This window comes from Bacillus sp. AFS059628 (assembly GCF_002571225.1).
Classification (GTDB): Bacteria; Bacillota; Bacilli; order Bacillales; family Bacillaceae_G; genus Bacillus_A.
The window spans coordinates 1-26,108 of the sequence record NZ_NVEC01000045.1 but is presented as its reverse complement, the minus strand read 5'-3'; the positions used below and the strand labels follow the sequence as shown (position 1 = coordinate 26,108).

Here is a 26,108-nt window from a genome sequence, read left to right as displayed (position 1 = left end):
TATTTCATTGGGTCACTTCATCACTTAGTATGCGAATTCAGGAGGTGTTTTTTTCATGTACCACTATTCGGGTTCACTTCATGATGTCGAAGCATGGTTTTTATACTTCTGTTTAATTAATATTTTATGTTGTTATTTCTGAACGACAAAAGTAATAGCATTTGTTTTTAATAGAATGTGTCTTTCGTTTCGGACTATATCATAAGCTAATTCTTTTATTTCAACTTTCATTTCCTTCCAGTCTTCATAAATGTTTTTTAATAGATATATCATTTTATCAGTAGGAAGGTTAATTTCAACTAAAGCATCTAATTCTTCATTTGTATGTAAGTCGATTTCTTGTATGTTCGAGTTAATAATTAAACAATTGATACCACCAATCTTTGTACCTTTTTTCATAGAATGGAGCACGTTTTTTAAATCTTCTTCTGATTCAACATGCTCTAAACTTGATACTGCAACGATATAATCATAAGTGTTAGGGGCAATATAGTAGTTTTCAATAGCTGCTTGTTCTGTTTTTATAACTTCAAATACATCATGTTCTTTGCTATAAGTTTGTAATTTTGTTAAAGCGGAATCCAGTAAGTCCACACAAGTAACAGTGCCGCTACCATTTTGTATCTTTTGTGCGATTGGAATGCTATTTCTTCCAACACCAGAGCCGAGGTCAAGTACTTGCAAGTTGTTTCTTCCTTCAAAGGAATCCAGTAAGTCCATAACTGTTTTAACCGGTTTGTATAGCCAAGAGCCGGTTTCAAATAGTTTATATTGTTCATAACAAAGATCGTGATATTTCTTTTCTTCGGTTCTTATGTAATCGATACGGTTCATATAGTTTCAGCTCCAATATTATTATTGCGAAATGAATGGGTAGGACAACCTTTTATATTTGTTTGAATTCGAAAAATACCACCAGCATGTGGATGTTTTTTCAATTCGTCATCCGTCATTCTTGTCCTGGCGGTTGTAACATATAGGTCTGTTAAATTAGGTCCTCCAAATGTACAAGACGTTACATATAGCGCTGGAATTGGGATGCTTAATATTCGTTCTCCAGTTGAAGGATTCCATCTAGTAATCTTTGAACCTCCCCAATGAGCAATCCATAAACAACCTTCCTCGTCAATTGTCATACCATCAGGTAGACCTTCAGTTTCAGGAAAAATGATTACATCACTTGGATTATGAATTACTCCAGAACATATATCATAATGAAAACGAACTACTTTTTTAGTAGGCGTATCAATATAGTAAAGGTATGTATGATCAGGTGACCAAGCTATGCCATTTGATGTATTTACATGTGAAACTTTTTTTCTACCTTTAAATTATTATTTAAACAATACAAGGAACCAGCAGCATTTATACCGTATGTATCTGTAGTACCTGCCCAAAAACGTCCTGCTGGATCACATTTTCCATCATTAAAACGATTTTCAAATAAATGTGGTTCAGGATCAAAAATATGTGTTAATTTTTCTGTTTTTACATTAATAGAATAAAAGCCGTTTTCCATAGCTAGGAGTAGTACGTCATCTAAATATGGAACAACACAGCCAATTTGTTGATTGAGAGCAATTACTCGGTTTGTATTAGCGGTAGGATTAAATATGCATAATTGTTCCTCCACAATATCAACCCAGTATAAAAGTTGCTTTTTTTCAGTCCAACATGGCCCTTCAGCTAAACTTGCTTTCGCATCTAAAACTAATTCTATATTACTGATCAATATTTTCACCTCACTTTATAAGATATTTATATAATTCGATATGAATAGAGGTAAACCTTTTAATCAGAAGATATTAAGATTTGTATTATAGAAAACTGATTTTCTCAAGTGATTAAAAAAATGTATAAACATGGAGAGGAAAATGCATATGATGTTTTATGAAATTGTTTGCTTTTCTTGCAAAAATGTATTTCGTGTTTACGAAGGTAGTGAAAAATATAAACGATTTAAAGAGAAACCGAAAGGAACATATTGTTGCGATGAGTGTAGCCACAAAATTCAATTAGAAGCGATAAAACATTTTTTTAGATAGTTATTTCGTTCGGAAAAGTTTGACAATAAAGGTATTATAAATTATCATATGAAAAAAACTAATATATAAAATAGCATGGAAGAGAAGAGTAGTTAAGAAAAGGATACGTACAGAGAGCTCTGGTAGCTGAGAAAGAGTGGTATACATCTTGACGAAAAAAGACTTGGAGCTGCGCAAGGAACTAATTTGTTTAGGGATGGTGCGACGGGTTCTCCCGTTATAGAGATAGGGTATACGCAAATTTTGCCGTACCTGAAGAGGTTAATATGGCGACATATTAACAAACTGAGGTGGTACCGCGAAGTTAACAACTCTCGTCCTCAAGATGAATAATCTTGGGGGTGGGAGTTTTTTTATTGCATAAAACTGAAAGTGTGAAAACAAAAAATCAATTGAGGTGAATAATATATGCATTGGGCGTATGAAGTAGCACATGAATTAATAAGGAAACATCCAAACAAAGAAACTTTTGTTTGTGCATCTGGAATCAGTCCATCTGGTTCTGTTCATATCGGGAACTTTCGCGAAATAATAACGACCTATTTCGTTGTAAGAGCTCTTCAAGATTTAGGAAAAAAGACTCGTTTTATATTTTCATGGGATGATTATGATAGGTTTAGAAAAGTCCCTAAAAATATTGATCCATCTTTTGCAAAATATATTGGTATGCCATACTGTGATATTCCAGATCCATATGGTTGTCATAACTCCTATGCAGAGCATTTTGAAAAAGAGTTTGAAGAATCGCTTCGAGTATTTGGGGTTGAAGTGGAATTTATATATCAACATGCTGAATATAGAAGTGGAAGATATAACAAAAACATATTAGAGGCTTTATATAAAAGAAAAGAAATATATGATATTTTAATGAGTTTTAAAACAGGAGAATGTAGTGAAGAAGAGCGAGAGGGCTTTTATCCGGTTACATTATATTGTAAGAAATGTGGGAAAGATGCAACAACGATTACACATTTTGATGAAATATTAAAAACAGTACGATATAAATGTGAATGCGGAAATCAAACTGAATTATCGGTATTAAATACAAATAAAATGAAACTGAATTGGAAAGTCGATTGGCCGATGAGATGGATGATAGAGGATGTTATTTTTGAACCGGGCGGAAGAGATCATTCATCAGAAACAGGTAGTTATAATGTATCAAAGGAAATTGCAATGAAAATATTCAATCGTGAAGCTCCTCATTATATTGCTTATGATTTCATTGGTATTAAAGGGAATCATGAAAAAATGTCAAGTTCTTCAGGGAATAGTATTACACCTAGTGATTTGTTAAAAGTGTATTTACCAGAAGTGATTCTTTTTATGTTTGCTAAATATAGACCAAACGCAGCTTTTCATATCGGTCTTGATGAAGATGTAATTCGCAATTATACAGAATATGAACGATTGAAAGATAGTTATGAGAATAAAACGCTCAAAAATGAAGATTTATTTGATGCAATTAAACTTTCTAGAGTTGATAGCAGAATTAAAGAATATCCGAAATTTAATCAAGTAGCAGGAACGTTACCGCTATTAAATTTTGATTCATCTATTTTACAAGGTATATTAGAAAAAATAGATAGGAATTATGCATTAGAGGATATGATAGCGATAAGCAAACGTGCAGAGTATTGGGTTAGAAACTTTCAAACTGAAAAATTAATTGCTGTAAATCAAGAGAGAAATATAGAATTTTACAACACATTAGATGAAAGACAGAAAAAATGGTTAGTAGAAGTTTGTAATATACTTCGTTCTAACAAAGATTACTCTAACTTAATGGAGCAATTGTATTCGATTTGTCACCATGAAAATAAAAAAATAATGAAAGAAAATCAAAAACAATTATTTATTATTATATATAAGCTCATTATGAATCAGTCCAGTGGCCCTCGAATACCGTTATTAATACATGTAGTAGGCATCGAAAAGTTTATCACATTATTAGATTTCTAAAAAATAAAGGGAACGCAAGTACTCAGCTAAGTACTTGCGTTTCACATTTTACTACCGTGAATACATTTTCGGACATTCATCACCACTTGGTTCATAAAAACAATGGCTTTTAAACTGTCCTACAAACGGCTGGTTATACCATTCAGGTGGACAAGCACCAACTGGACGGAAATACCAAAGAGCCCATCGTGCTGGCCAGCGCCATTCACCTTGTAAAACTTTTCTTGCGATGTCTTTTTCTGATTCACGTGCGCGTTGATAAAAATATCCGTATTGCACTGCTTCAAATCCACCAGGACTTTGATATACTGCATCACGTACAGTTCGAAGTTGTTTAAAATCTAAGCAATCACAAAATACACGATTTACTACTACACAACCAACAAGTTGTTCACCCTGTCGACCCTCTCCTTCAGCTTCAGCACGAATTAAACGAGCTAGTAAATCAACATCGCTTTCGTTATATGGAATAAGGGGCATAGTGCTACCACCTTTCTTTACCTGTTATAGTAAAGAGTGTATGTATGAAAATAAGCTAGGTGCTTTTTCACGTGCAAATATCATCAAATATGAAGAGGATCTTGTATGAAAAAAGCTAATTAGTAATTGTAGACCAATATAAAAGGGGAGAGATAACATGTATCGAATTTATAAAGAACATATCATATACGCAATGTCATCAGATAATCAGCCTTGTATCGAAGTAGAAATAGGGAGTCGTCTTGTATTTGAAACATATGATTGCTTTGAAAATCAAATTGACTCTGAAGATATTGCATTTCAAGAATTAGATTGGAACCGAATTAATCCGGCGACTGGACCAGTATATATTAACGGTGCAGAACCTGGTGATATTTTAGTCGTAACGATTGAAAAGATTAAAATTGCAGGGCAAGGCGTTTTAACTACAGGGGCGAATCTTGGTGTAATGGGTGAAGAGCTAAACGAAAATACAGTGAAAATTGTTCCGATACATAATGAACATGTTTTATTTTCAAATGAACTACAAATTCCGATTCATCCAATGATCGGTGTAATTGGTACTGCGCCGAAAGAAGAGAGCATTTCATGTGGCACACCGCATGATCACGGCGGGAATATGGATTGTAAAGAGATAAAAGAAGGGACAACGTTATTATTACCTGTAAATGTTCCTGGTGCTCTATTAGCATTAGGTGATTTACACGCAGCGATGGGTGATGGTGAAATTGGTGTTAGTGGAGTAGAAGTTGCTGGTGAGGTGACGGTAACTGTTCAGATTATAAAAGGAAAGAAATGGCCACTACCAATGGCTATCCAAAAAGAAAAAGTAATGACGATTGCTTCAGAAAAATTGCTAGATGATGCAGCGAATCGCGCTGTACGTAATATGGTTACATTTTTACATAAAGAATTAGGAATATCTAAAGCTGATGCAACGCTTTTATTATCAGCTGCCGGTGATTTAAGAGTTTGTCAAGTTGTGGACCCGCTTAAAACAGCACGAATGGAACTTAGTATGGACTATGTGGAGAAGTTAGGTTTTGACTTTAGTAAATTTCATATTAAATAAGAAATAATAGAAGAAGGATGCTGTTGTATAAAAGTATCCTTTTTTGATTTACGGATTATATAAAAAAAGGTAGTATTTATTTTATATAATTGAATATAAGATTGTGGATCAAAAAAGGAGTAAACACATGGTTAAAATTATGATTGTAGAAGACGATATGAAAATTGCTGAACTATTATCAACACATGTCGCGAAATACGGGTATGAAGGAATTATTGTATCGGATTTTCAAAATGTATTAAACATTTTTTTAGAAGAACAACCAGAGTTAGTTTTATTAGATATTAATTTACCAAGTTTTGATGGCTACTATTGGTGTCGTCAAATTCGCGGAGTTTCTACATGTCCGATATTATTTATTTCGGCTCGTGAAGGCACGATGGATCAAGTTATGGCGCTAGAAAACGGCGGCGATGATTTTATTTCAAAGCCATTCCATTACGAAGTTGTAATGGCGAAAATTCGTAGTCATTTAAGACGTGCTTACGGAGATTATGCACCGAAAGTAGAAGAACGGATGGTCGAGCAACATGGTCTTTGTTTATATCCGGAAAGGCTTGTATTGAAGCTTAAAAATCAAGAGATTGATATAACGAGAAATGAAGCTATTTTATTAGAGATGTTAATGCAAAATTATCCGCGTGTTGTGGGTAGAGAAGTGTTATTAAATAAATTATGGGATAGCGAATCTTATGTTGATGATAATACATTAAGTGTAAATACAACTCGTGTGCGTAAAAAGTTAAAAACATTGCAGATTGAAGATGCAATTGAAACGATTCGCAGTGTCGGTTATAGATTACATATAACTTGGGATAATGGTATAGAGAAATGATAAAATTATTTATTCGTGATCATATACCACTTATTTGTTTTACAGTAATCCAGCTACTAGCCATATTTCTTGTATATTGGTTTGATGGGTATAACCATATTGCAACGGCATTATATGCAATGTTTTTAGGTGTCTTTTTTATGGTAGGTTATTTAGTATTCCGTTACTTTACTCATCGTACGTTCTATGAAAGATTAGCAAATCCGATGCATTCTTTGGATGATTCTGTTCAAAAATCAGATTTTGCAGTTTTATCTACTGCGCTTCAAGACTTGCTTGAGGTACAGTATCGCCATTATCAAAATCAACTTCAGATACAAGAGAGAAAAAATAATGATCATTTAACCTTTATGAACCAGTGGATACATCAAATGAAAACACCTTTATCTGTAATAGAATTAATTACACAAGATGAAGTCGATTCGCGGTTTGAAAGTATTAATGAGGAAACAGATAGGCTAAAAAAGGGATTAGAGATGGCTCTATATGTCGCACGTTTAGAAGCATTTACGCAAGATTTTTATGTGGGAAAAGTACAGCTACATAAAATAGTAAATGATTCTGTACATGAACATAAACGCTTCTTTATCCGAAATTTTGTGTATCCAGAGCTTAAAATCGATAAGGATATTATTGTAGAAAGTGATGCGAAATGGTTACAATTTTTAATTGGACAAATACTATCGAACGCGATTAAATATTCAGCTGGTAGTCGAGAGAAGATTAAAGTGAAAGCTTGTAAGGAAGATAATAACGTTATACTGGAAATTACCGATAATGGCGTAGGGATACCGAAGCAAGATTTACCTAGAGTATTTAAACCTTTCTTTACAGGGGAAAATGGTAGAGATTTTAAAGAATCAACTGGAATGGGGCTATATCTTGTATATGAAATTACGAAACAATTAGGACATCGTGTAGAAATTCATTCAGAAGTTGGTAAAGGTACTGTTGTACGAATTATATTTTTTAATGTGTAAATAAGTGATCGAGGCTAAAGAACTTTGGAGATAAGTTTTTTAGCCTTATTTTATCCCGCGTTAACGGACAGTAAAACTCCCACCTCAAAATTCAGTTGGAGCAAAGAAGTTAGGTGGGAGTCGGGCTGTCCGTAAACGTCCGATTGGTGAGGGCTGATTAAAGTTTCACTTTATAGCGATTATCTGAAATGGTGAAAGATCATATTAGTATATATAATGACACACTAATAAATACGATCGTTAAATTAGAAGTATTTAATAAAAAGCTGATACATATTTCTGTAAGAAAAAAGCCACCCCTTTGAAAGGATAGCTTCATGAATCCACCATATGAATAAGTATATCAACTTTAATAAGTATAATGTTCGAATTCGTGATATGTTTTGTGGATTATAATAGAATTAGTCTTTTGTTTTTTCATGATACAGTATTGTAATTAAGCAAACAAACTTAATAATTTATATCCAATTAATCCTAAAATAGTGATAGGAACCATCATTAAGAAAGAAGAAATTCGATTAGCATTAGAGCGTTCTAATACAAGAATCAAGATAATCCCGACTATCACTTCCGTATATCCAACAGGTAACATGTGACTATAGTCTTCAAAATGTAAAAGAATGTGAAGTCCATCCGTTACAAAAACTCCACTAATTAGCGCGCTTCCGAATTTATGAAGTGGATTCGTAGTATCTTTCCATAGAAAACCTGCCATTCCAAAGATAGTTCCTCCTATACATGCACACACAATCCATACAGATATAAAATAAATAGAGTGAGCTACATTTTTAATAACTATCGCATAACCATAGTAGCCTAATACCATACCGAGTAGTGCAAGGGTGCCAGAAAGTATAGCTGTACGTTTAGAATAACTCAAGCTAGCCACGAAAAAGGATGGAACTAACCAAACACTTCCTAGGTTAACTAATGAATTCCAATTTCCTGGAAGTATACCTTGCCCCAACTTAGTTAGTATACCAACAATAATCCCTACTATAATCGGGATGAGAAAAATCCTTAAAAACATATTTAACTTTGTGATTTCTAATGTCCTGTCCATAAATTCAATCCTTACATTAATATTTTCTACAAGCATATAATAGCTTATTACAGGAGAGTAATCAATAAAAATTTATCGAGAAACAATAAGGGGTTACTGGATAACGAATAACATATAATTAATCATAAATTTATATAAAAATTATATAAGAGGGGGTACTTAGGGTTTTACTTTTTGGGGAAATATAAAGTAAGTAGTACAATAAATGCTGTTTGTTCAAAATGAATTTAAGAAATGATAAATAGCCCTTGAAGAAAGTAAACTTTATAATAGCACATATAATTGCATTTACTCATACAGTACTATCATGGTACAATATGGTTACTAACGACGGAAAGGAATGATGGGTGGACGATGATTAACTAATCTTATTTTTAAATGTTGAAATTCAATACATTTCAATTTCTAAAAAATAGGATTAGTCTGCCCAATTTCCATACAACGGTATTGCTATTTATGTTGTGCAATAGCTTATTTGGGTATAAATATTTTAACGACTAATCCTGCCAAATTTATTTGGGAGGATTTTTTTATTCTCCCTTTATGAAAGGGATTGGTATTATGAAAGAACTATTAAAATTAAATGATGTTTATGTGGAAATAAAAGAAAATACTTTGTTAGAGAAAATGAATGTGACAGTAAGACAAGGGGACGTTATTGGGTTAATCGGCAAAAATGGAGCTGGTAAATCAACGTTACTTCAATTAATAAATGGGAAGATTGAACCATCAAAAGGTACTGTTGAATGGATGCAAATGAATATGACAACTGCATATGTTGAACAAGAAAAAAAATCTTTCGTTAGCAAGGATATGATTGCAAAAGAAGCAGAACTACTTGCGAAATGGGGCGTGCCAACGAATGATTTTCTTACTTTAAGTGGTGGTGAAAAGCTAAAAGTTCGATTAGCAAAAGGATTTGCTGAAAATCCTAATGTCTTAATATTAGACGAACCGACAAATCATCTAGATGAGATGAGTACGGAATTTCTTATTAAACAAATCAAAAATATGAAAGGTACAGTTATCGTCGTATCACATGATCGATATTTTTTAGATGTTGTCGCGACTAGAATATGGTCAATTGAGGATAAGAAATTAATTGACCATAGTGGGAATTATACGAGTTATATGAAAGCACGTGAGCATAAAAGAATGACGCAACAGCGTGAATATGAAAAACAACAAAAGAAGATAGAACAAGTAGAAACGCATATAAAAGAATTAAGTTCATGGTCACAAAAGGCACATGCACAGTCCACAAAACAAGAAGGCGTGAAAGAGTTTTACCGTGTTAAGGCGAAGCGAATGGATGCGCAAGTTAAATCGAAACGAAAACGTCTTGAAAAAGAGCTGGAGAAAACGAAAGTTGAACGTGTGAAAGAAGATTATTCAGTTGAATTTTCTATTCAAGCGAGTAAAAAAGTAGGAAAACGTTTCTTAGAAGTAAAACAATTACGGAAAGAATTTAATAAACGAACATTATTTGAAAACGTTAATTTTACAATTCAGCACGGTGAGAAGGTTGCGATTATTGGTCCGAATGGTAGTGGGAAAACAACGTTACTGAAGATGATTATGGGAACAGAAACTGCTGAAGGAGAAGTATGGATTTCACCTTCAGCAAACATCGGTTATTTAACTCAAGAAGTATTTGATTTACCGCTGGATAAAACACCAGAAGATTTATTTTATAAAGAGACATTCGAAGAAAGAGGAAAAGTCCAAAATTTAATGAAACATTTAGGATTCGAATCTTCTCAATGGACAGAGCCGATTCGACATATGAGTATGGGTGAACGAGTAAAATGTAAGCTAATGGCTTATATTTTAGATGAAAAAGATGTGCTTATATTAGATGAACCAACGAATCACCTTGATCTCCCTTCACGTGAACAGCTTGAAAATACATTAGCTGAGTATAATGGAACACTCGTTATCGTTTCTCACGATCAATATTTTCTGGAGAAGACAACCAACGCAAAACTCATGTTTGTAAACAATACGATACAAAAGCAGCTCGAAGAACCTACGAAAACAAGAGATGAAATTGAAGAGCTACGTTTAACGTTAGAAACAGAGAGACAAGAAGTATTAGGGAAATTAAGCTTTTTAACTTCTAAAGACAAAGAATATAAAGAACTAGATGAACGGTTTATGGAACTTACGAAGCAGATTAAGGCGCTTTAAATCAACATGGGAGCAGAGAGTTTGACTAAGTTATTTAGAATAGATTGTGGTGATATATATCTGCAAGAGTTTACGGCTAAAGATGCAGAGAGTATTTATAAAATATCCAATCAACCAGGGATAGAAAAGTTTTTACCGGACTGGAAATCAACGAAAGAACAACGAGTTAATTGGGTTACAAATTATGAAATACATGCAAACAAAGCGTTTCTTAATGCCGTAAGAACTATGAATAACATAGATGACCATATATTAAAGCTAGGAATATTTAAGAAATCGACTAATGAATTTGTTGGATGGTGCTGCACAGGTATGAAAGATGAACTCCCTGCACCGAACAGAGAAATTATGTATGCTGTTTCAAGTGAATATCATAATAAAGGTTATGCGACGAAAGCGACAGAAGGCTTGATTGACTATTTGTTTGAAAATACAAATGTAGATGTCCTTAATGCAATTGCAGTAATAAACAACGTATCTTCAAATAAAGTTATTGAAAAATGCGGGTTTACTTATTTGAGTCAACAGACGATAGACAGCCAAATTTATAATCATTATGTATTGAGTAAATCTGAATGGATAAAAATTAGTGCTCTTTAAAAGGAGCGAAAATGTAATGAAATCATTAAAAAGCTTAGAGCTAAAATTCTAAGCTTTTTTGCATTATGTGCTTTTCACCGAAAACATTATATGAAGTTTGTATATGTACTTCAAATCATTATTTTTCTAATACCGTATTATTTTGGAGCAAGTTTCACTCATATTAATATATTTTATCTCATCATTTTAGGTATTTTAGTCTTCATTATTCATGAATGTCTACACGTTATTGTTATAAATAAAATGGGTGATATTAGCTTAACTTGTAGTGGAATATTTTTTTGGTTAAATACAAATGCAATCTTATCCAAAACGAGATTTTGGATTTTTATGAGCTTGCCTATTATTGTTTTATCGGTCGTTCCAACCATTATATCATTGTATGTATCGGGAAATATTAAATCAATCTTATTGTTTGTATGTTGGATAAATGCAATAATTTCCGCTTCAGATATATACAATTCATTTTTAATTGCGATTAAACCGAAGAACTCAATTTTTTGTAGAGGTTACTTTAAAGTGAATGAGACTAAAAAAGAGTATCCCAAAAACATTTCAACCAAAGATATTATTTGAAAATATAACTTTGGGAAGGAAAAGACCGATAAAGCTATCGGTCTTTTCCCTTTTATCCCGGCTTTAATGGGCAGTAAGACCCCCACCTCAAAATGCAGCGAAAGCAAAGAAGTAAGGTGAGGGATCAACTGCCCATAAAAGTTCGATTGGTTCAACTAATAATCAGNNTAAAGTTTCACTTTATATAATAAAGATATGATATACATTGTATTTCTTGCCACTATACAATTATTATAAGATAGTTATGCGTTACTTTTAGTTTGAAAATAGTTATGTTATCAGTTTTTTTAGAAATCTTACAAGCGTGTAAGATAAATGAAAGATGAAGCAATATGAGTTATAAGACAATTCATTTACACTCTATTGTGAGAAGTGCAAATGAAGGGAGAATAGAAATGGAAATTTTACATGCGAAAAATATTAGTAAAGTATATAAAGGGAAAATACCTTTTAAAGCATTAGCAGATATTGATTTATCAATTCAAGAAGGTGAATTTATAGGGATCATGGGACCATCAGGTAGCGGGAAAACAACGTTATTAAATATGGTATCTACTATCGACTCTCCAACATCGGGAGAAATAGTAATAAATGGTACAAATCCTTTCCACTTATCATCTGAAGATTTAGCTTTATTCCGTAGAAAACAATTAGGATTTGTATTCCAATCATTTAATTTACTTAGTACGCTTACAGTGAAGGGAAATATCGTACTGCCGATGACTTTAGATGGTGTTTCTGTGAAAGAAATGAATAAACGAGTAGAAGAAATTGCAGCGAAATTAAATATAACAGATATATTGAATAAAAGAACGTTTGAAATATCAGGGGGCCAAGCTCAAAGAACAGCAATCGCTCGTGCGATCGTTCATAAGCCGCAATTATTACTTGCAGATGAACCTACAGGGAATTTAGACTCTAAATCTTCAAATGATGTAATGGAGATGCTCGATACGCTTAACAAGGAAGAAAAGGCTACGATGATGTTAGTTACACATGATCCGTATGCAGCGAGTTTTTGCAGTCGAGTAATTTTTATTAAAGACGGTCAACTATATAACGAAATTTATCGTGGTGAAAGTCGGCAAACTTTTTATCAAAAGATTATGGATGTCCTTTCTTTGTTAGGAGGGAAAAGGCATGACTTTTCGTCAGTTCGCATTTAATAATATCTTTCGTAATAAGCGTACATATGCTGCTCATTTTTTAAGTAGTGCATTTTCTATAATGATTTTCTTTACGTATGCTCTTTTATTATTCCATCCTGATTTACAGGGGGAGTTGAAATCGACAAGCTCAACAATAAGTACATTTGGTACATTAGGATTTAAAGTTTCGCAAGGTTTGATTTTTTTATTTTCATTCTTTTTCATTCTATATTCAGTGAGCTCGTTTTTAAAAACGCGTAAGAAAGAATTTGGCATTTTAATGATGCAAGGTATGTCAATGAGACAGCTTAAAAAGTTATTGTTAATTGAAAATATGTTAATTGGACTCGGTTCAATTTGTATAGGGGTTCTTATTGGACTTATATTTTCTAAACTAGTTTTATTAATAAGTGCCAGTGTATTAATGATTAGTAACGGCTTACCTTTTTATATACCAGTACAGGCTGTATTATTAACAGTTATTACGTTTCTTTTCTTATTTTTAATCGTTTCGTTAGTTACATTTAAAACAATTAAAGTAACCGAACTTGTGGAACTTATGCAAGCAGGTGAAAAGCCAAAGCCTGAACCGAAATCGTCAATTTTATTATCAATTTTCTCTTTGTTTAGTATAGGGTATGGCTATATTTTAGTATTTCGCTTTATCCCAAGTTATAGTTTTATTACGCTCGGAATGGGTGTGCTCTTAGTAATTATAGGAACATACTTTTTATATACACAGTGTAGCGTTTATATATTGCATCTTGCGAAAAGGAGTGAATCTTTCTTTTTAAAAAGAACCAATATATTAACATTTTCAGAATTAATTTATCGTATGAAAGATAATGCAACAATGTTTTTTATAGTATCTATTATTTCAGCAGTTGCTTTTACAGCAATTGGCACGACAGCTGCTCTTGGAAATAAAGATTTGGTAAGGATGACAAACCCGTATACATTGCTATATGTAGCTCCTGAAAAAAATAAAATAGCGGATAAACATCTCTCTACAATAAAAAAACATTTTGCTGATGCTAATATTCCATATCGAATGGCTTCATCTTCATACATATATACTGAAAGTAATGTATATGTAATGAAACTAAGTGAATATAACGAACTTGCGAGAGCACTCGGTTATCAACAAGAAACAATTGAAAAAGAAGATGAAATGTTATTAATCCCAGGAATGGTATCACAAAAACAGGAATTTAAAAATGGCGATTATAAAAAGGATATTGAGGTCATTCAAGGTGAGTGGACAAAGACATTTCATGTAAAAAAAACTGTAGATAATTTAGTTTTGCCACATGATACGGAAGGGATTTATATTGCTATTCAAGATCATGTGTATGATGAAATTCCGCTTAATAGTAGTCCGGATTATGAAAATATAATTCAATATCGAACGTATGGATTTGTTGTAGATGATTGGTTAAAAACGAAAGAAATTTCAAATCAATTAAATAATATATTCGAAAAAGAGCCTAGAGACATACATTTTGAATTTAGAGCTCTAACTATAGAGTTGTTAAGTGCAAAACAAACAAATGGATTATTACTGATGGCAAGTGTTTTAGTTGGAATCGTCTTCTTTACTTTTGCTGCTAGTTTTATTTACTTCCGGTTATATACTGATTTGGACCGTGATCAACAGCAGTATAAAATGATTTCAAAAATGGGATTAAGTAAACGAGAGTTGAAAAAAGTTGTAACGAGACAGTTATTATTAATGTTCTTTTTACCGATTATCATTGCAGTAATTCACACAGTGGTTGCTTATATGGCATTGCAACAATTAGTAGATTTTTCTATTATAAATAGCTCTATCATAATTTTAATTTCATTTATTTGTATACAAGTTTTATATTTCTATATGACTCGTTGGCGCTATTTACAAAAGCTATATAAAACTATGGAGCAGTAGAGATTATGAGCAAGTAAGATTGCAGAAAAGCATGTAAAAAAACAATTTTGGTTATGAAAGGAACTGTGATGAAAAAAACAATATCTATTTTCATATTAAGTATATTATTGTTAATAAGTGTAAGCGCATGCTCTAAAAATGAAAACAGATTTCCAGCAAACGGCGTACTAGTTATTGGAGATGAGGACAATACTTCAACTATTATAAATCGTTATAAGGAAAACACGAAAGAACATGAGGTTTTTTCTGTGAAAACAGGTAGATTTGACCAAAAGAGGGTTTTAATATTAAATGAATCTACTGCAAAAGCGATGATTAAAGCAAAAATTTTTCGTGAAAGAGATCAATCATCTCTTTCCAAACCTTTAGATACGTTGCCGAAATTTCCAAAAGAAAGTTCACTACTATTTATAAATGAAGAAGAAAAGAATATAAAAAGTATTGAAATAGAAGGAAAAGCGATACCAGTTACATATGATAGGGATGCTTGGCTTGGGAATAATCGAAACTATGGACTACTATCGTATGTAATTGTGGCGGAAAATAATGTGTATAATGAAATAAAAGCAAATGAAACAAAAATACAACTTCTTCATCTAAAGAAATCTTTAGGTGACGAAAAGCCTAAAATGTCGACAGATAATACATTGACTAATGAATATGTAAAAGTAAGAAAGGTAATTGAAGGCTATAAAGGTGAGGTATCAGTTCAGTTTGTAACGATTGGAGAAAAATCTTAAAAAAGAGCTCGAAGTTGATGGATACTTTATCAACCTCGGGCCCTTTTTCATACCGTTTAAATAACTTACATTACTTCATTTAATCGAGTCTCACTCGTTTCTTCAATCGCATTTGAATTTTGAACTGAATTATTTTGAACTTCTTTTTCTTTACGAGCCTTTTGCAGCATTTCAAGTATGATCCATAAAGGAATACCTTTATCTTTTAACATCTTCCATAAATCTAATTCATTAAATTTATGCTCAGGTTGTTTCATTTCTTTTTCAGATGAACGAATATCAAACTTGATGGGATCATTTAATTTTTTATCTTCAAGTTTAGTAGAAGAGATCGTATTATGCTCAAGATTAGGTGAAGTTATTTTAGTAGGTTGAGATAATGTATGAATATTTAATCCGATTTGCATGTCTTTTCCTCCTTAAGTAATAAAATTATTTTTCTTGTAATTATTAAAGCTATGTAACATGAGGAAACTATCTTCAATTATAAATTCAAATAATTAGATTTACAAGTTGTATTATAAAAAGTAATTCCTCACTTGAATTAATATTTATCAACATTTGTGCATGTTTTCTATATACAATGTATATAAAACACAAATTCTATGATTGCGCCCTCATCTAATGTTATTGTAAATAGTAATAAGACTTTACAGATTGGGAAATGGAATCATATTGAAACGAAAGCAATTTGGGACCATCTCGATATGGTAGGGCTTAGTGTTTCAGACACGTTAGGTTTTTCTAGCATTTAAGGGTTTTATAGAACAATTGCAGAAAAGCTATCAAGATTACCGAAATAGGTAATAATAAAGCGCTCTCGATGGAATTAGAGGGCGCTTTATATTATATTGAAAGAGGGATATGGTAGAAAAATATGGGGGGATATTATGAAAATTAAAGTTGTATTATCAGGATATGGAACAGTAGGAAAAGAGTTTATAAAATTATTAAATGAAAAATATTTATATATAAATGAAACGTATGGAATAGATTTAGTGGTAAGCGGTGTATTAGGCAGAAATGTTGCAATACATAATGAAGATGGATTATCTATTCCTCATTTATTAAGATACGGTGGCGGTAGCTCTGCAATTGAAAAATATATCGAACATCATCCAGAGGAACGAGCAACAGATAACATAATTGGTACTGTGCTAGTAGAATCAACAGTTACAAATCTTAAAGATGGAAATCCAGGGAAACAATATATAATACAAGCAATTGAAAAACAGATGGATATAGTAGCAATTTCAAAAGGTGCACTCGTTACAAACTGGAGAGAAATAAATGAAGCAGCAAAAATCGCAAATGTACAAATCCGATATAGTGGTGCAACTGCGGCCGCATTACCGACACTTGATATTGGGCAATTTAGTCTAGCTGGTTGCCATATTGAAAAAATAGAAGGAATATTAAACGGGACAACAAACTATATTCTTTCGAGAATGAATGAGCAAGATATTACGTTTGAAGAAGCACTGAAAGAAGCGCAAAGTAAAGGAATTGCTGAGACGAACCCAATATTAGATGTAAGTGGTTCTGATAGTGCGTGTAAATTGTTACTTTTAACAAACAGTTTAATGGGAACAGAGCATGCGCTTACAGATATACATATAAAAGGAATTGAACATGTTACAAAACAACAAATTCGAAATGCTAAGGAACAAAATAAATTTATTAAATTAATAGCTTCAGCGTATAAGGATCAGGATGGTAAAGTGGCTCTTAAAGTAGAACCGTACGAAATAGATAAGGATCATCCGCTAACAAATGTAAATGGTACAGAAAAAGGAATTACGTTCTTTACAGATACGATGGGACAAGTTACTACAATAGGTGGTGCTTCTAATCCACGCGGAGCCGCAGCAGCTGCTTTAAAAGATATAATTAACTTATATCGTAAAGATTTGTCACGTATTAATGGGTATTATAATTCCTGAGTGGTGAGAGTTAATAATCAATGAGCGGCATGAATCTCCCATAGATTAAAGCTGCACCCTATAAGACCGTACCGCCCTTTATAAAAAATACATATGTAGTGGACCTTTTGAGAATGAGATAATTATGCAAAAATGATTGCAGGGGGTAAGGAATTGTTTAAAGATTTTAAAGTTGTAAAAGAGCGTCCCGTTTATATTCAATTGAAAGATTATTTAAAAAAGATGATTATGAAAGGGCATTTGCTCGGGGATCAAAAAATTCCTTCAACGAGGGAACTTAGTGAATTACTAAGTGTGAGCAGAAATACTGTTCTTGCTGCTTATGCGGATTTAGAACAAGAAGGACTCATTTATGCAGTTAAAGGAAAAGGGAATTTTGTTGCGAAGGTTGATATTTCAAACACTTCGTCTGTTGAAATAGATTGGAAAAATAAACTTAATACAGTTACCTTATTAGCGGATGAATTAGATTTAATGAAACATGGTGTTCGCTGGGAAAAGGGAATGATTGTTTTTAATAGCATTGCTCCAGACGAAAAGCTATTTGATGTGGAAAATTTCAAAAGAGCTTTTCTTACTCGTATGTCTATTGAAGGTGATGTCGTATTAAATTACGGATATGCAAAAGGTTATAGACCGTTAATGAATTATCTACTTCATTATATGGAAATGAAAGGTGTAGATATTTCGAACAAAGACATTTTAATTACAAATGGATTTACAGAAGGATTAGACATTGTACTATCCTCGTTATCGAAAAAATCAGGGCGGGTTATTTGTGAGAATCCGACTCATCATGCTGCACTCAAGCTTTTCCATTTACATGGACTTGAAGTTCATGGAATGAAGATGAATGAAGATGGCATTGATACGAACGAAGTGGAAAAAAGTTTACGTGAAAAGGATTTTGATTTCGCGTATTTAATTCCTTCTTATCATAATCCAACCGGTATTGTCACGAGTTCGGAGAACAGAACGGAACTGATGAGATTATTTTCTAAATATAAGGTTCCTATTATAGAAGATGGGTTTAATGAGGAGTTACGTTATTCAGGTTCACATTTAGCACCATTATTAACTTTTGCTGGTGCGGGTAATAATGTGATTTATATTAGTAGCTTTTCGAAAGTACTTTTCCCTGGTTTACGTGTAGGCTGGATCATTGCCGATAAAGAACTGATTCATTATTTAGAAAGTGTAAAAAGAGCAAGAACAATTCACACATCTACTTTAGATCAAGCTGTTCTTTTTCAATATTTACATGAAGGATATTTTGAAAAATATTTAAAAAAGGCAAGGTCTGTTTATAAGAAAAAATATGAGTTAGCTGTTGGAGCGTGTAACGAGTACATTCCGTTTCAAAGAATGACCGGTGATGGTGGACTTCATTTATTTATAGAGTTAGAAGAAAAAATTCATGCCCGCACACTTTTGCAAAAGTGTTATGAGCAAGGGGTTACATTTTCTCCTGGAGATGTTTTTTACTCTGATGGAGGAGGAGCGAACACGTTTCGATTAGGATTTTCACGTTTGAAAGAAGAAGAAATAGTTCGGGGAATCAAAATAATTGGTGATACAATAAAAAAATGAAATTTGGAGTTGAGGAAATGAGAATTGGCGTTATTATGGGGGGAGTATCCTCTGAAAAACAAGTATCAATTATGACTGGAAATGAAATGATTGCAAATTTAGATAAAAATAAATATGAAATCGTACCGATTACGTTAAATGAAAAAATGGATTTAATCGAAAAAGCGAAAGACATTGATTTTGCATTACTCGCATTACACGGAAAATACGGAGAAGATGGAACTGTTCAAGGGACACTTGAAAGTTTAGGTATTCCTTATAGCGGAAGCAATATGTTATCTAGCGGTATATGTATGGACAAAAATATTTCGAAAAAGATTTTACGTTATGAAGGTATAGAAACACCTGATTGGATTGAACTTACAAAAATGGAGGATCTAAATGTTGATGAACTAAATCAGTTAGGATTTCCGTTAGTGGTAAAACCAAACTCTGGTGGCTCAAGTGTCGGGGTAAAGATTGTCTATAATAAAGACGAATTAATTTCAATGCTGGAAACTGTATTTGAATGGGATTCGGAGGTAGTAATAGAGAAATATATAAAAGGTGACGAGATTACATGTTCCATTTTTGATGGAAAACAATTACCTATCATTTCAATTCGACATGCGGCTGAGTTCTTTGATTACAATGCGAAATATGATGATGCTAGTACAATTGAAGAAGTTATCGAACTTCCAGCTGAACTGAAGGAACGTGTAAACAAAGCTTCACTGGCTTGCTATAAAGCATTAAAGTGCAGCGTTTATGCAAGGGTGGATATGATGGTGAAGGATGGTATTCCATATGTAATGGAGATTAATACATTACCAGGGATGACGCAAGCGAGTTTACTACCAAAAAGTGCAGCTGCAGCGGGAATTGAATATAGTAAACTATTAGATATGATTATTGAAACTTCATTAAGAGTAAGAAAAGAAGAAGGCTTTTAAGTAGCAGTATCATGAATAATTTTTGACAGTTACATGAAGTATGTTATGATGAATACAATACGAAAATTAAATATTTTATCCACTAGGGGGGCCTATTATAGGCTGAGATCAAATTGGAATTTGAGACTCTTAGTACCTGATCTGGTTAATGCCAGCGTAGGGAAGTGGGAAAGACATTGCTATTTTATGAATAAAAACTGTCAATTTCACTTTCTTTACGCCTGTAAAGAAAGTTTTTTTGTTTTACAGATTTAATAATGGTGGGTAAATACTTAAATTTCATACATAATTGGAGGGATTCAAATGACTTTTTCACAATCATTACGTAAAGAAGTAGACTCAATTTGGGAAGCTAGTTTTCATCATCCTTTTGTAAAAAAACTTGGTGAAGGAACGTTAGATTTAGCTAGTTTTCGCTATTATGTGCTTCAAGATTCGTATTATTTGAGTCACTTTGCTAGAGTACAAACTTTAGGAGCTGCAAAAGCATTAGAATTAGAAACGACAGCTCGTATGGCACACCATGCTCAAAATACATATGAAGCGGAATTATCCTTACATGAGAATTTTGCGAAGAAACTAGGGATTACACAAGAAGAAAAAGATAATTTTATTCCTGCTCCAACTGCATACGCATATACTTCACATATGTATCGTGCTGCGTATGAAGGACATTTAGGTGATATCATTGCAGCAATTTTACCTTGCTATTGGTTGTATTATGAAATTGGTGAGCGTTTAAAAGAGTGTCAGCCAGAAGAGCCAATTTATAACGAATGGATTTCTGCTTACGGATCTGATTGGTTCCGTACATTAGTTGAAGAGCAAATTACACGGTTAGATACTATCGCTGAAAAAGTAACAGAGGCAGACCGAAATCGAATGAAACAACATTTTATTATAAGTAGTCAATATGAATATTCATTTTGGGAAATGGCCTATACATTAGAAAAGTGGCCGGTAAGTACAGAAGAGAAAAACGTAATATGATAAAGAGAAGAGGTATTGCAAAAGGCGCATCAATCTAAGTGCGTCTTTTTTCAATTTATCCCGCGTTAACGGACAGTAAAACTCCCACCTCAAAATTCAGTTGGAGCAAAGAAGTTAGGTGGGAGTCGGGCTGTCCGTAAACGTCCGATTGGTGAGGGCTGATAATCAGTGGGGGATGAACAAAACCCCGACTGATTAGAGTTTCACTTTATAAAAATGAGCCCGTGGAAAAATAACCGAAAAATAGGTACATGAACAAGATACATCATCTAGTGATAGGTCATATTTTGTAGGTGTACGTATTGAACTTAGTTTATAGCGCTATTTCTACTAAGATTTAACAAACAGAAATATAGGAAAGCGTCAAAAGGTTTATAGTTAATAAAAGGAGGTCATGAAAATGAATCAATTTCAACAAGAACTACAAGCGTTAAGCCTTAATGATTACCAGTCTGGAAATGTTGTGCATTGGGACCAGCAAAACCAATATCCATATTACTATATTGAAGATGCTGCTCGTCGCTGTGGCGGCTGTGGAGGTCGCTGTGGAGGTTGTGGTGGTGGATTTCGTTGTGGTGGATTCCGTTGTTTTGGTTGCTTCGGTTGTTTTGGTTGTTTTAGTTGTGGAGGTTGTGGCAGCTGTGGTAGTTGCTCTAATTGTTTTAATGGTACTTCTGATGCTATTGTAATATATGAATATTGACTATGGATATTCATATAAAATATTAGCTTTATACATGTACATGTCGACAAAGAATATAGCGCCATCGCTAATGGATATATTCAATCATTCAAGTAAAAGAGTAACTCTTACCTTACTCTTTGTTCATATAATATAGGATTGTTAGCGGAAATCCAAGACTCTTTATATTGAGAAATAAAGAAGAATCATTTTAAAGAGTCTTATCTTTTTTTTCATACATTAAAGAGAAGCTAGCAAAAGCTAACTTCTTGACCCTCGGGTATGAGGGGAATAAGAAACGGTATTTTGTATTATTGTCAGAATATTTAGTTTTACCAAAGGGATAGATATTCATATTTTTTAAAATAAACGAAACTATCTATGTAATATACGAAATATTTAAAGTTTATAAGAGCGAAAGGGGGTTATATGTGGTATGAAAAAAAGAATAGCAGGGAGTTAGGGTTTGTATAGTAAGTCCATTTTTTAATGATGAACAACTTAACAGGGTAAAGAGACTAGAAAATGCGCTTAGTAATAATCCTTTTGTTACAGATGTTTTTTCAGCTAGGTTCTATCAACATGAACATTTAACTTCGGCAATTATTAACCAAATTCCATAAATCTTTTGTCTAGGATATTTGTAGATTTGTGTTTTCATGTTGTATTCTCCCTCTTTAAACAGTCATTAAATATATTTCTATTTTTCAGAACCTCTATGTGGACAAGCGAAATACCTAGAACATCATAACAAATATAGTTGACTATTTTTGTGAAAAAATGTCGAGTTGTTTACAAAAGTAGCATTGCAGAGAGAAATACAATGATTTGAGAAAGATTATTATACGGAACTTATTAAGAGAATGTAGGAATTAGTAAAACTTGACAAAATAGTTATTTGAATTAGTTTTATTAATAAAAAAAGAGCCATATTAAGACTCTTTTTAAAAAGGTTTATTAATCATTTTTTCTAACCAAAACAAAAACTGTACCTGTAACAATACAGGTTGCATAGATTTTGCCGCTTATGCCGCCGAAGAGTTCAAGTCCAAAAGGTAGTAGAATAATAGCAATTCCTACTATGTAAGCAAATATGCCGAATAATTTAGCTAGTTTATTTTTATCACCAATAAAAGTAGCTTCTTGGTATCCAGCAATAAAAAATAATTGTTTTTTAATATGAATCAGATTGCCCATTATTACAATGATAAAACAAACAAGTGCACAAACTACAAATTCACCTATTATATTCATCTACCTTATTTGGATTTTACCATATTTAGGTTGTTTTTTATAGGATTAACAAAGAAGTCCATCTTGTTATAAGGGAAAAGGAAGAATCAAAATGATGGAAACAGAGGAATTGAAAGCGAGTATTCTGTTATAAAATCCTTATTTGAACAGAAAAAAGAGCGCATGAGAAAGCGCTCTTTGACCAAGATTTATATTAAAAAGTATCGGCAATTAAATTTTATGTATGTTTTCAGTTTATGTGCAAGTTTGAATCAAATCGTTATTTATATGAAAAAATGATAATACAAATACCCCTTCAAACATAAAGGGGCAAAATAAAACAATTATATATTTTGTAATTCTTCTTTAGAGACAGTAAGCCAACCATGTGCTTCAAGTTTCTCTATGTAAGTATCTAATTTAATGTCCTCAAGTTCTATAGCAAGAGGATGTAGAGAAACGAAACATTCGCTTGATGTGTAATTGATTGAAACTTTTACAACCTCATATCCATTATGAAAACTTGAGTCGAATCCTGGATCATCTATTATATCGCCTTTAATAGGACGAATATCTGATTCAATTGTTTTTATCATTAATTTGGGGGTAGTTTGCTCTTTGAATGATGATACAAACAATACTAAATTTATTTTCATTATAGTCTCCTTATTAGTTAGTATACGAGCTCAGTTTAATAAAATTAAACAATAAAATCAAGTGTTTTATAAAGGGAGACAAGGAATTATAAAACTAAACAAAAACGCTATTTTAATAGCAAGAAGGGAGGGGCGAGATGCATGTATATAGCAACTGTTTTACTTCTAGCGTTTGTGTGGTGCTTTAGCATAATATTATTTTCAGTTTACACAACAGCATACTTTGGTGTTGATCACTCGAAAGGTAACTTATACAATGCGTTTTTTGCTGGGATTGCCTTAGTATTATCGATGCTTGCAATTTACTTATACATTTTAAATATTTAACCGAACTGGAGGTTATGACAGTGAAAGTGAAGGAGTACGCCGTTTATAAAGGTGAATTATTCGTATGTATCGGGACCATATTGCAATGCGCCTAATATTTGGGCGTACGTCCTAAAACGGTTAAATTTTATAAGAGGCCTGCATACAAGAGACAAGTAGTGGAACGAAAAAATTCTAGAAATTATATAACTGTTACGGAGCTTGAGGAAGATTAGTATGAAAATTTCATTTTGTAAAAAAGGGGAATGGATATGAGGAAGGTCAAAGAGTTTACAGGTAAAGTCGGTGCGGAATTTATGAGTTTTCTTCTTGAAGACGATACATTACACAGTGCTTATTATTCGCATGTTGAGGTTGTTATGGATAATGGCAAGAAGATGTTGTGCATTAAGGATGACGCTGGATTAAAAGGCATAGCTGAAGATCAAACAAGAGCCGAGGCTATTAAGAAAGCGACACAGTTCCTAAAGAGACAGGAAGAAAAACAAAGAGCAGCTAGCAAAAGCTAACTGCTCTCCAGAAAAACGTTAAGAAGGAAGTTCAGAACTCAAGTGCATTTATAGTATGAACGGAATATTGAGTTTTATTCAGGGGAGAAAGAGAGCATCGGTAAATTAACTGAAATAAGAGCTTATATGGTTTTCCTTGTAGTGACAATGGATGACCATTTTGAAGTAGAGGTAAGTGTTTCGTGCGGTGAAGATATAGAATTTTGCATGGGTTTGTATTTAAAGAGAAATTGGAAAGAGCTGTTCGAAGATACAAAATATGTATGTGATGCATCTTTTGAAGGCATACAAATGTTCGCTAAGGACAAGAAAGATAAACACTCTTGTTATATCGAAACGATGAATACACGCAGACGAGCAAGTATTGGTATTGATCGAGAAGCGCTAAATGACAAAAACTTAGACAAGCTTAATAGAATCAAAGAAATAATTAATTCTTAATAGAATAATCCTTTTGAAGTTAAATAGGTACAATTCACATTCAATCAGTTTTTTGAATGTAATAAGGTATTAAATTAATGAAAACACTCAAAAATGGACAGTAAAAGTGTTTCGTAAGAAGGAGTGAGAGGATTGAATAATTTAAAGAAGAAGAAATTAAAAAAAGCAATTTCTCGTCGCACAAAGGCTATACAAAAATATGAGAAAGAAAGATTAGATAAAGCATGGATGAATCTTTTCATGCAGTCAAGTATCACAAAATAAATACAGTCCGGCTAGAAAACTAGAGGACACCAATTCATTAAAGCAGCAAGTAAGGCTGTTTTAAGAATAGGTGTCCTTTTTATTTTGAAAAGGGAGATGGGGAAATGAAGGGGTTGAGAGATCAATTACGTGAATGGAAAAAGAAATCGAATCAAACAACAAAAAAGAAAGCTAAGAAAAAACGAAAAGAGAACTTAAATGGTTTATTGAAAAAAGAGAAGATAATGAGTACCTATTACAAAGTAGACAAGGTAGGAATCGTCTGATTGGTTGTAGCATGGCATATAAGATATTAAGTGGAGCAGCGGCAGAATTCGGATTAGATGAAATCGGAACACATACATTAAGAAAAACATACCGGTATCACATGTACATGCAAACAAAAAACATAGCATTACTTATGGAGATATTCAATCACTCATCAGAGAAGGTCACGTTACGTTATATAGGTGTAAATCAAGATGCAATGGATTAGGTTTAAAATTTAATCATTGCTTATTTCTTTTTTAATCTAGGGGTATCACGGCATTTTGGAAAAAAACTACGTTAAGAGTATGCAAGATTTTATACAGTTCCAGTAACAAACAAGAACCTTAAAACCTCGCTAGGATAGGAATGTATAAAAAATGCATAGATCCATAGAACAAAAAAGAAGGTTCTTTGCTACCAATAATGAGACGTTATGTTAACTAATTTTGAATATCGTATACAGACTAAAAACAGAAAAAACCTCCTGTTGTGTAGGTTGTTTTTTCTGTTTTTTTTGATGATAGTTGTTAACTGATATCTCACATTTCAAAAAACAACTCTTTTATTTGCTTGTCCACACCATTTCACCCCTTTATGAATTATATAGTATTAAAGGAGGTGAAAAGAATGAATGAAGATATTATTTCAATTGGGGCAAATTGTATAGTGAGAAT

At 32.7% G+C, this 26,108-nt stretch carries 27 protein-coding genes, 4 pseudogenes, 1 riboswitch and 1 other annotated feature; of the genes and pseudogenes, 24 read left to right on the top strand and 7 right to left on the bottom strand.

What is annotated here, in order from left to right:
* Positions 1–132: 132 nt before the first annotated feature.
* Both COL05_RS15525 and COL05_RS15520 read right to left on the bottom strand, forming a co-directional pair.
* Positions 133–834 carry a class I SAM-dependent methyltransferase gene (locus tag COL05_RS15525; RefSeq protein WP_098669268.1) on the bottom strand — a complete coding sequence of 234 codons (702 nt, stop codon included), beginning with the start codon at positions 832–834 and terminating at the stop codon, positions 133–135.
* Positions 831–1,732 (bottom strand): annotated as a pseudogene (locus tag COL05_RS15520) (SMP-30/gluconolactonase/LRE family protein). Before COL05_RS15520 ends, COL05_RS15525 begins: the two are co-directional and overlap by 4 nt.
* Before the next feature lie 142 nt (positions 1,733–1,874).
* On the opposite strand from COL05_RS15520, the gene COL05_RS15515 reads away from it, so the two are divergent.
* Positions 1,875–2,045 (top strand): DUF2197 domain-containing protein, encoded by a 171-nt coding sequence (locus COL05_RS15515; RefSeq protein ID WP_142337527.1) that lies wholly within the window; start codon positions 1,875–1,877, stop codon positions 2,043–2,045.
* A gap of 67 nt (positions 2,046–2,112) precedes the next feature.
* Positions 2,113–2,370, top strand: a binding site (T-box leader).
* Between the two features lie 83 nt (positions 2,371–2,453).
* Complete coding sequence (lysS, locus tag COL05_RS15510; RefSeq protein ID WP_098669266.1) at positions 2,454–4,007, top strand: lysine--tRNA ligase; 1,554 nt, start codon at positions 2,454–2,456, stop codon at positions 4,005–4,007.
* 51 nt (positions 4,008–4,058) lie between these two features.
* On the opposite strand, the gene COL05_RS15505 is transcribed toward lysS, so the two are convergent.
* Positions 4,059–4,487: a cell wall hydrolase gene (locus COL05_RS15505; RefSeq protein ID WP_098669265.1), complete on the bottom strand. Its 429-nt coding sequence runs from the start codon at positions 4,485–4,487 to the stop codon at positions 4,059–4,061.
* A gap of 157 nt (positions 4,488–4,644) precedes the next feature.
* On the opposite strand from COL05_RS15505, the gene COL05_RS15495 reads away from it, so the two are divergent.
* The 3 genes from COL05_RS15495 to COL05_RS15485 all read left to right on the top strand — a co-directional run bounded on the left by COL05_RS15495 (position 4,645) and on the right by COL05_RS15485 (position 7,374).
* Complete coding sequence (locus COL05_RS15495) at positions 4,645–5,559, top strand: acetamidase/formamidase family protein (protein ID WP_098669264.1); 915 nt, start codon at positions 4,645–4,647, stop codon at positions 5,557–5,559.
* A 127-nt stretch (positions 5,560–5,686) separates the two neighbouring features.
* Positions 5,687–6,394, top strand: a complete 708-nt coding sequence (locus COL05_RS15490) for a response regulator transcription factor (protein ID WP_098669263.1) — start codon at positions 5,687–5,689, stop codon at positions 6,392–6,394.
* Entirely contained in the window at positions 6,391–7,374 is a 984-nt protein-coding gene (locus COL05_RS15485; RefSeq protein WP_098669262.1) for a sensor histidine kinase, read from the top strand. Before COL05_RS15490 ends, COL05_RS15485 begins: the two co-directional genes overlap by 4 nt.
* 436 nt (positions 7,375–7,810) lie before the next feature.
* Here the strand turns inward: COL05_RS15485 and COL05_RS15480 are convergent, their stop codons facing one another.
* A complete protein-coding gene (locus tag COL05_RS15480) occupies positions 7,811–8,437 on the bottom strand; it encodes a DUF6518 family protein (RefSeq protein ID WP_098669261.1) in 627 nt (208 codons plus the stop codon).
* 561 nt (positions 8,438–8,998) lie between these two features.
* Between COL05_RS15480 and abc-f the strand changes: the two genes are divergently transcribed.
* From abc-f to COL05_RS15445, 6 genes are all read left to right on the top strand, one after another.
* A complete protein-coding gene (gene abc-f, locus COL05_RS15475) occupies positions 8,999–10,627 on the top strand; it encodes a ribosomal protection-like ABC-F family protein (RefSeq protein WP_098669270.1) in 1,629 nt (542 codons plus the stop codon).
* Between the two features lie 6 nt (positions 10,628–10,633).
* The gene (locus COL05_RS15470) at positions 10,634–11,227 is read left to right on the top strand and encodes a GNAT family N-acetyltransferase (RefSeq protein ID WP_098669260.1); all 594 of its coding nucleotides are present in this window, start codon (positions 10,634–10,636) and stop codon (positions 11,225–11,227) included.
* A gap of 90 nt (positions 11,228–11,317) precedes the next feature.
* Positions 11,318–11,803 (top strand): DUF3267 domain-containing protein, encoded by a 486-nt coding sequence (locus COL05_RS15465; protein WP_098669259.1) that lies wholly within the window; start codon positions 11,318–11,320, stop codon positions 11,801–11,803.
* Between the two features lie 395 nt (positions 11,804–12,198).
* A complete protein-coding gene (locus tag COL05_RS15455; protein ID WP_098669258.1) occupies positions 12,199–12,969 on the top strand; it encodes an ABC transporter ATP-binding protein in 771 nt (256 codons plus the stop codon).
* On the top strand, positions 12,944–14,878 hold the full coding sequence (locus tag COL05_RS15450; protein ID WP_098669257.1) for an ABC transporter permease: 1,935 nt from the start codon (positions 12,944–12,946) through the stop codon (positions 14,876–14,878). The genes COL05_RS15455 and COL05_RS15450 overlap by 26 nt, the downstream gene beginning before the upstream one ends.
* A gap of 68 nt (positions 14,879–14,946) precedes the next feature.
* Complete coding sequence (locus tag COL05_RS15445) at positions 14,947–15,618, top strand: lipoprotein BA_5634 family protein (protein ID WP_142337526.1); 672 nt, start codon at positions 14,947–14,949, stop codon at positions 15,616–15,618.
* Positions 15,619–15,683: 65 nt separating this feature from the next.
* Here the strand turns inward: COL05_RS15445 and COL05_RS15440 are convergent, their stop codons facing one another.
* Complete coding sequence (locus tag COL05_RS15440) at positions 15,684–16,025, bottom strand: DUF3914 domain-containing protein (RefSeq protein WP_098669255.1); 342 nt, start codon at positions 16,023–16,025, stop codon at positions 15,684–15,686.
* A gap of 186 nt (positions 16,026–16,211) precedes the next feature.
* Between COL05_RS15440 and COL05_RS15435 the strand changes: the two are divergent.
* The 6 genes and pseudogenes from COL05_RS15435 to COL05_RS15410 form a co-directional block, all read left to right on the top strand.
* Positions 16,212–16,373, top strand: a pseudogene (locus tag COL05_RS15435) (lipase); the annotation flags it as partial.
* Between the two features lie 135 nt (positions 16,374–16,508).
* Positions 16,509–17,561, top strand: a complete 1,053-nt coding sequence (locus COL05_RS15430) for a homoserine dehydrogenase (RefSeq protein WP_098669254.1) — start codon at positions 16,509–16,511, stop codon at positions 17,559–17,561.
* Positions 17,562–17,714: 153 nt separating this feature from the next.
* A pseudogene (pdxR, locus tag COL05_RS15425) lies at positions 17,715–19,164 on the top strand (MocR-like pyridoxine biosynthesis transcription factor PdxR).
* A gap of 4 nt (positions 19,165–19,168) precedes the next feature.
* The gene (gene ddlB / locus COL05_RS15420) at positions 19,169–20,083 is read left to right on the top strand and encodes a D-alanine--D-alanine ligase (protein WP_098669269.1); all 915 of its coding nucleotides are present in this window, start codon (positions 19,169–19,171) and stop codon (positions 20,081–20,083) included.
* Positions 20,084–20,157: 74 nt separating this feature from the next.
* A riboswitch (TPP riboswitch) is annotated at positions 20,158–20,263 on the top strand.
* A 123-nt stretch (positions 20,264–20,386) separates the two neighbouring features.
* The gene (gene tenA / locus COL05_RS15415) at positions 20,387–21,073 is read left to right on the top strand and encodes a thiaminase II (RefSeq protein WP_098669253.1); all 687 of its coding nucleotides are present in this window, start codon (positions 20,387–20,389) and stop codon (positions 21,071–21,073) included.
* A 400-nt stretch (positions 21,074–21,473) separates the two neighbouring features.
* Positions 21,474–21,776, top strand: coding sequence for a heterocycloanthracin/sonorensin family bacteriocin (locus COL05_RS15410; protein ID WP_098669252.1), 303 nt, complete (start codon positions 21,474–21,476; stop codon positions 21,774–21,776).
* A gap of 936 nt (positions 21,777–22,712) precedes the next feature.
* Here COL05_RS15410 and COL05_RS15400 read toward each other — a convergent pair.
* On the bottom strand, positions 22,713–23,003 hold the full coding sequence (locus tag COL05_RS15400; protein WP_142337528.1) for a DUF3784 domain-containing protein: 291 nt from the start codon (positions 23,001–23,003) through the stop codon (positions 22,713–22,715).
* Between the two features lie 329 nt (positions 23,004–23,332).
* Entirely contained in the window at positions 23,333–23,644 is a 312-nt protein-coding gene (locus COL05_RS15395; protein WP_098669251.1) for a hypothetical protein, read from the bottom strand.
* 141 nt (positions 23,645–23,785) lie between these two features.
* Between COL05_RS15395 and COL05_RS15390 the strand changes: the two genes are divergently transcribed.
* The 7 genes and pseudogenes from COL05_RS15390 to COL05_RS31885 all read left to right on the top strand — a co-directional run bounded on the left by COL05_RS15390 (position 23,786) and on the right by COL05_RS31885 (position 25,660).
* The gene (locus COL05_RS15390) at positions 23,786–23,971 is read left to right on the top strand and encodes a hypothetical protein (RefSeq protein ID WP_098669250.1); all 186 of its coding nucleotides are present in this window, start codon (positions 23,786–23,788) and stop codon (positions 23,969–23,971) included.
* 20 nt (positions 23,972–23,991) lie between these two features.
* Positions 23,992–24,186 (top strand): annotated as a pseudogene (locus tag COL05_RS31895) (hypothetical protein).
* A gap of 30 nt (positions 24,187–24,216) precedes the next feature.
* Positions 24,217–24,480 (top strand): hypothetical protein, encoded by a 264-nt coding sequence (locus COL05_RS15380; protein ID WP_098669249.1) that lies wholly within the window; start codon positions 24,217–24,219, stop codon positions 24,478–24,480.
* A 126-nt stretch (positions 24,481–24,606) separates the two neighbouring features.
* On the top strand, positions 24,607–24,921 hold the full coding sequence (locus COL05_RS15375) for a hypothetical protein (RefSeq protein WP_098669248.1): 315 nt from the start codon (positions 24,607–24,609) through the stop codon (positions 24,919–24,921).
* A 132-nt stretch (positions 24,922–25,053) separates the two neighbouring features.
* On the top strand, positions 25,054–25,185 hold the full coding sequence (locus COL05_RS30965) for a DUF3983 domain-containing protein (protein ID WP_142337524.1): 132 nt from the start codon (positions 25,054–25,056) through the stop codon (positions 25,183–25,185).
* A 104-nt stretch (positions 25,186–25,289) separates the two neighbouring features.
* Positions 25,290–25,451, top strand: a complete 162-nt coding sequence (locus tag COL05_RS31890; RefSeq protein WP_257152572.1) for a hypothetical protein — start codon at positions 25,290–25,292, stop codon at positions 25,449–25,451.
* Positions 25,391–25,660, top strand: a complete 270-nt coding sequence (locus tag COL05_RS31885; protein ID WP_306475317.1) for a tyrosine-type recombinase/integrase — start codon at positions 25,391–25,393, stop codon at positions 25,658–25,660. Before COL05_RS31890 ends, COL05_RS31885 begins: the two co-directional genes overlap by 61 nt.
* Positions 25,661–26,108 lie beyond the last annotated feature (448 nt).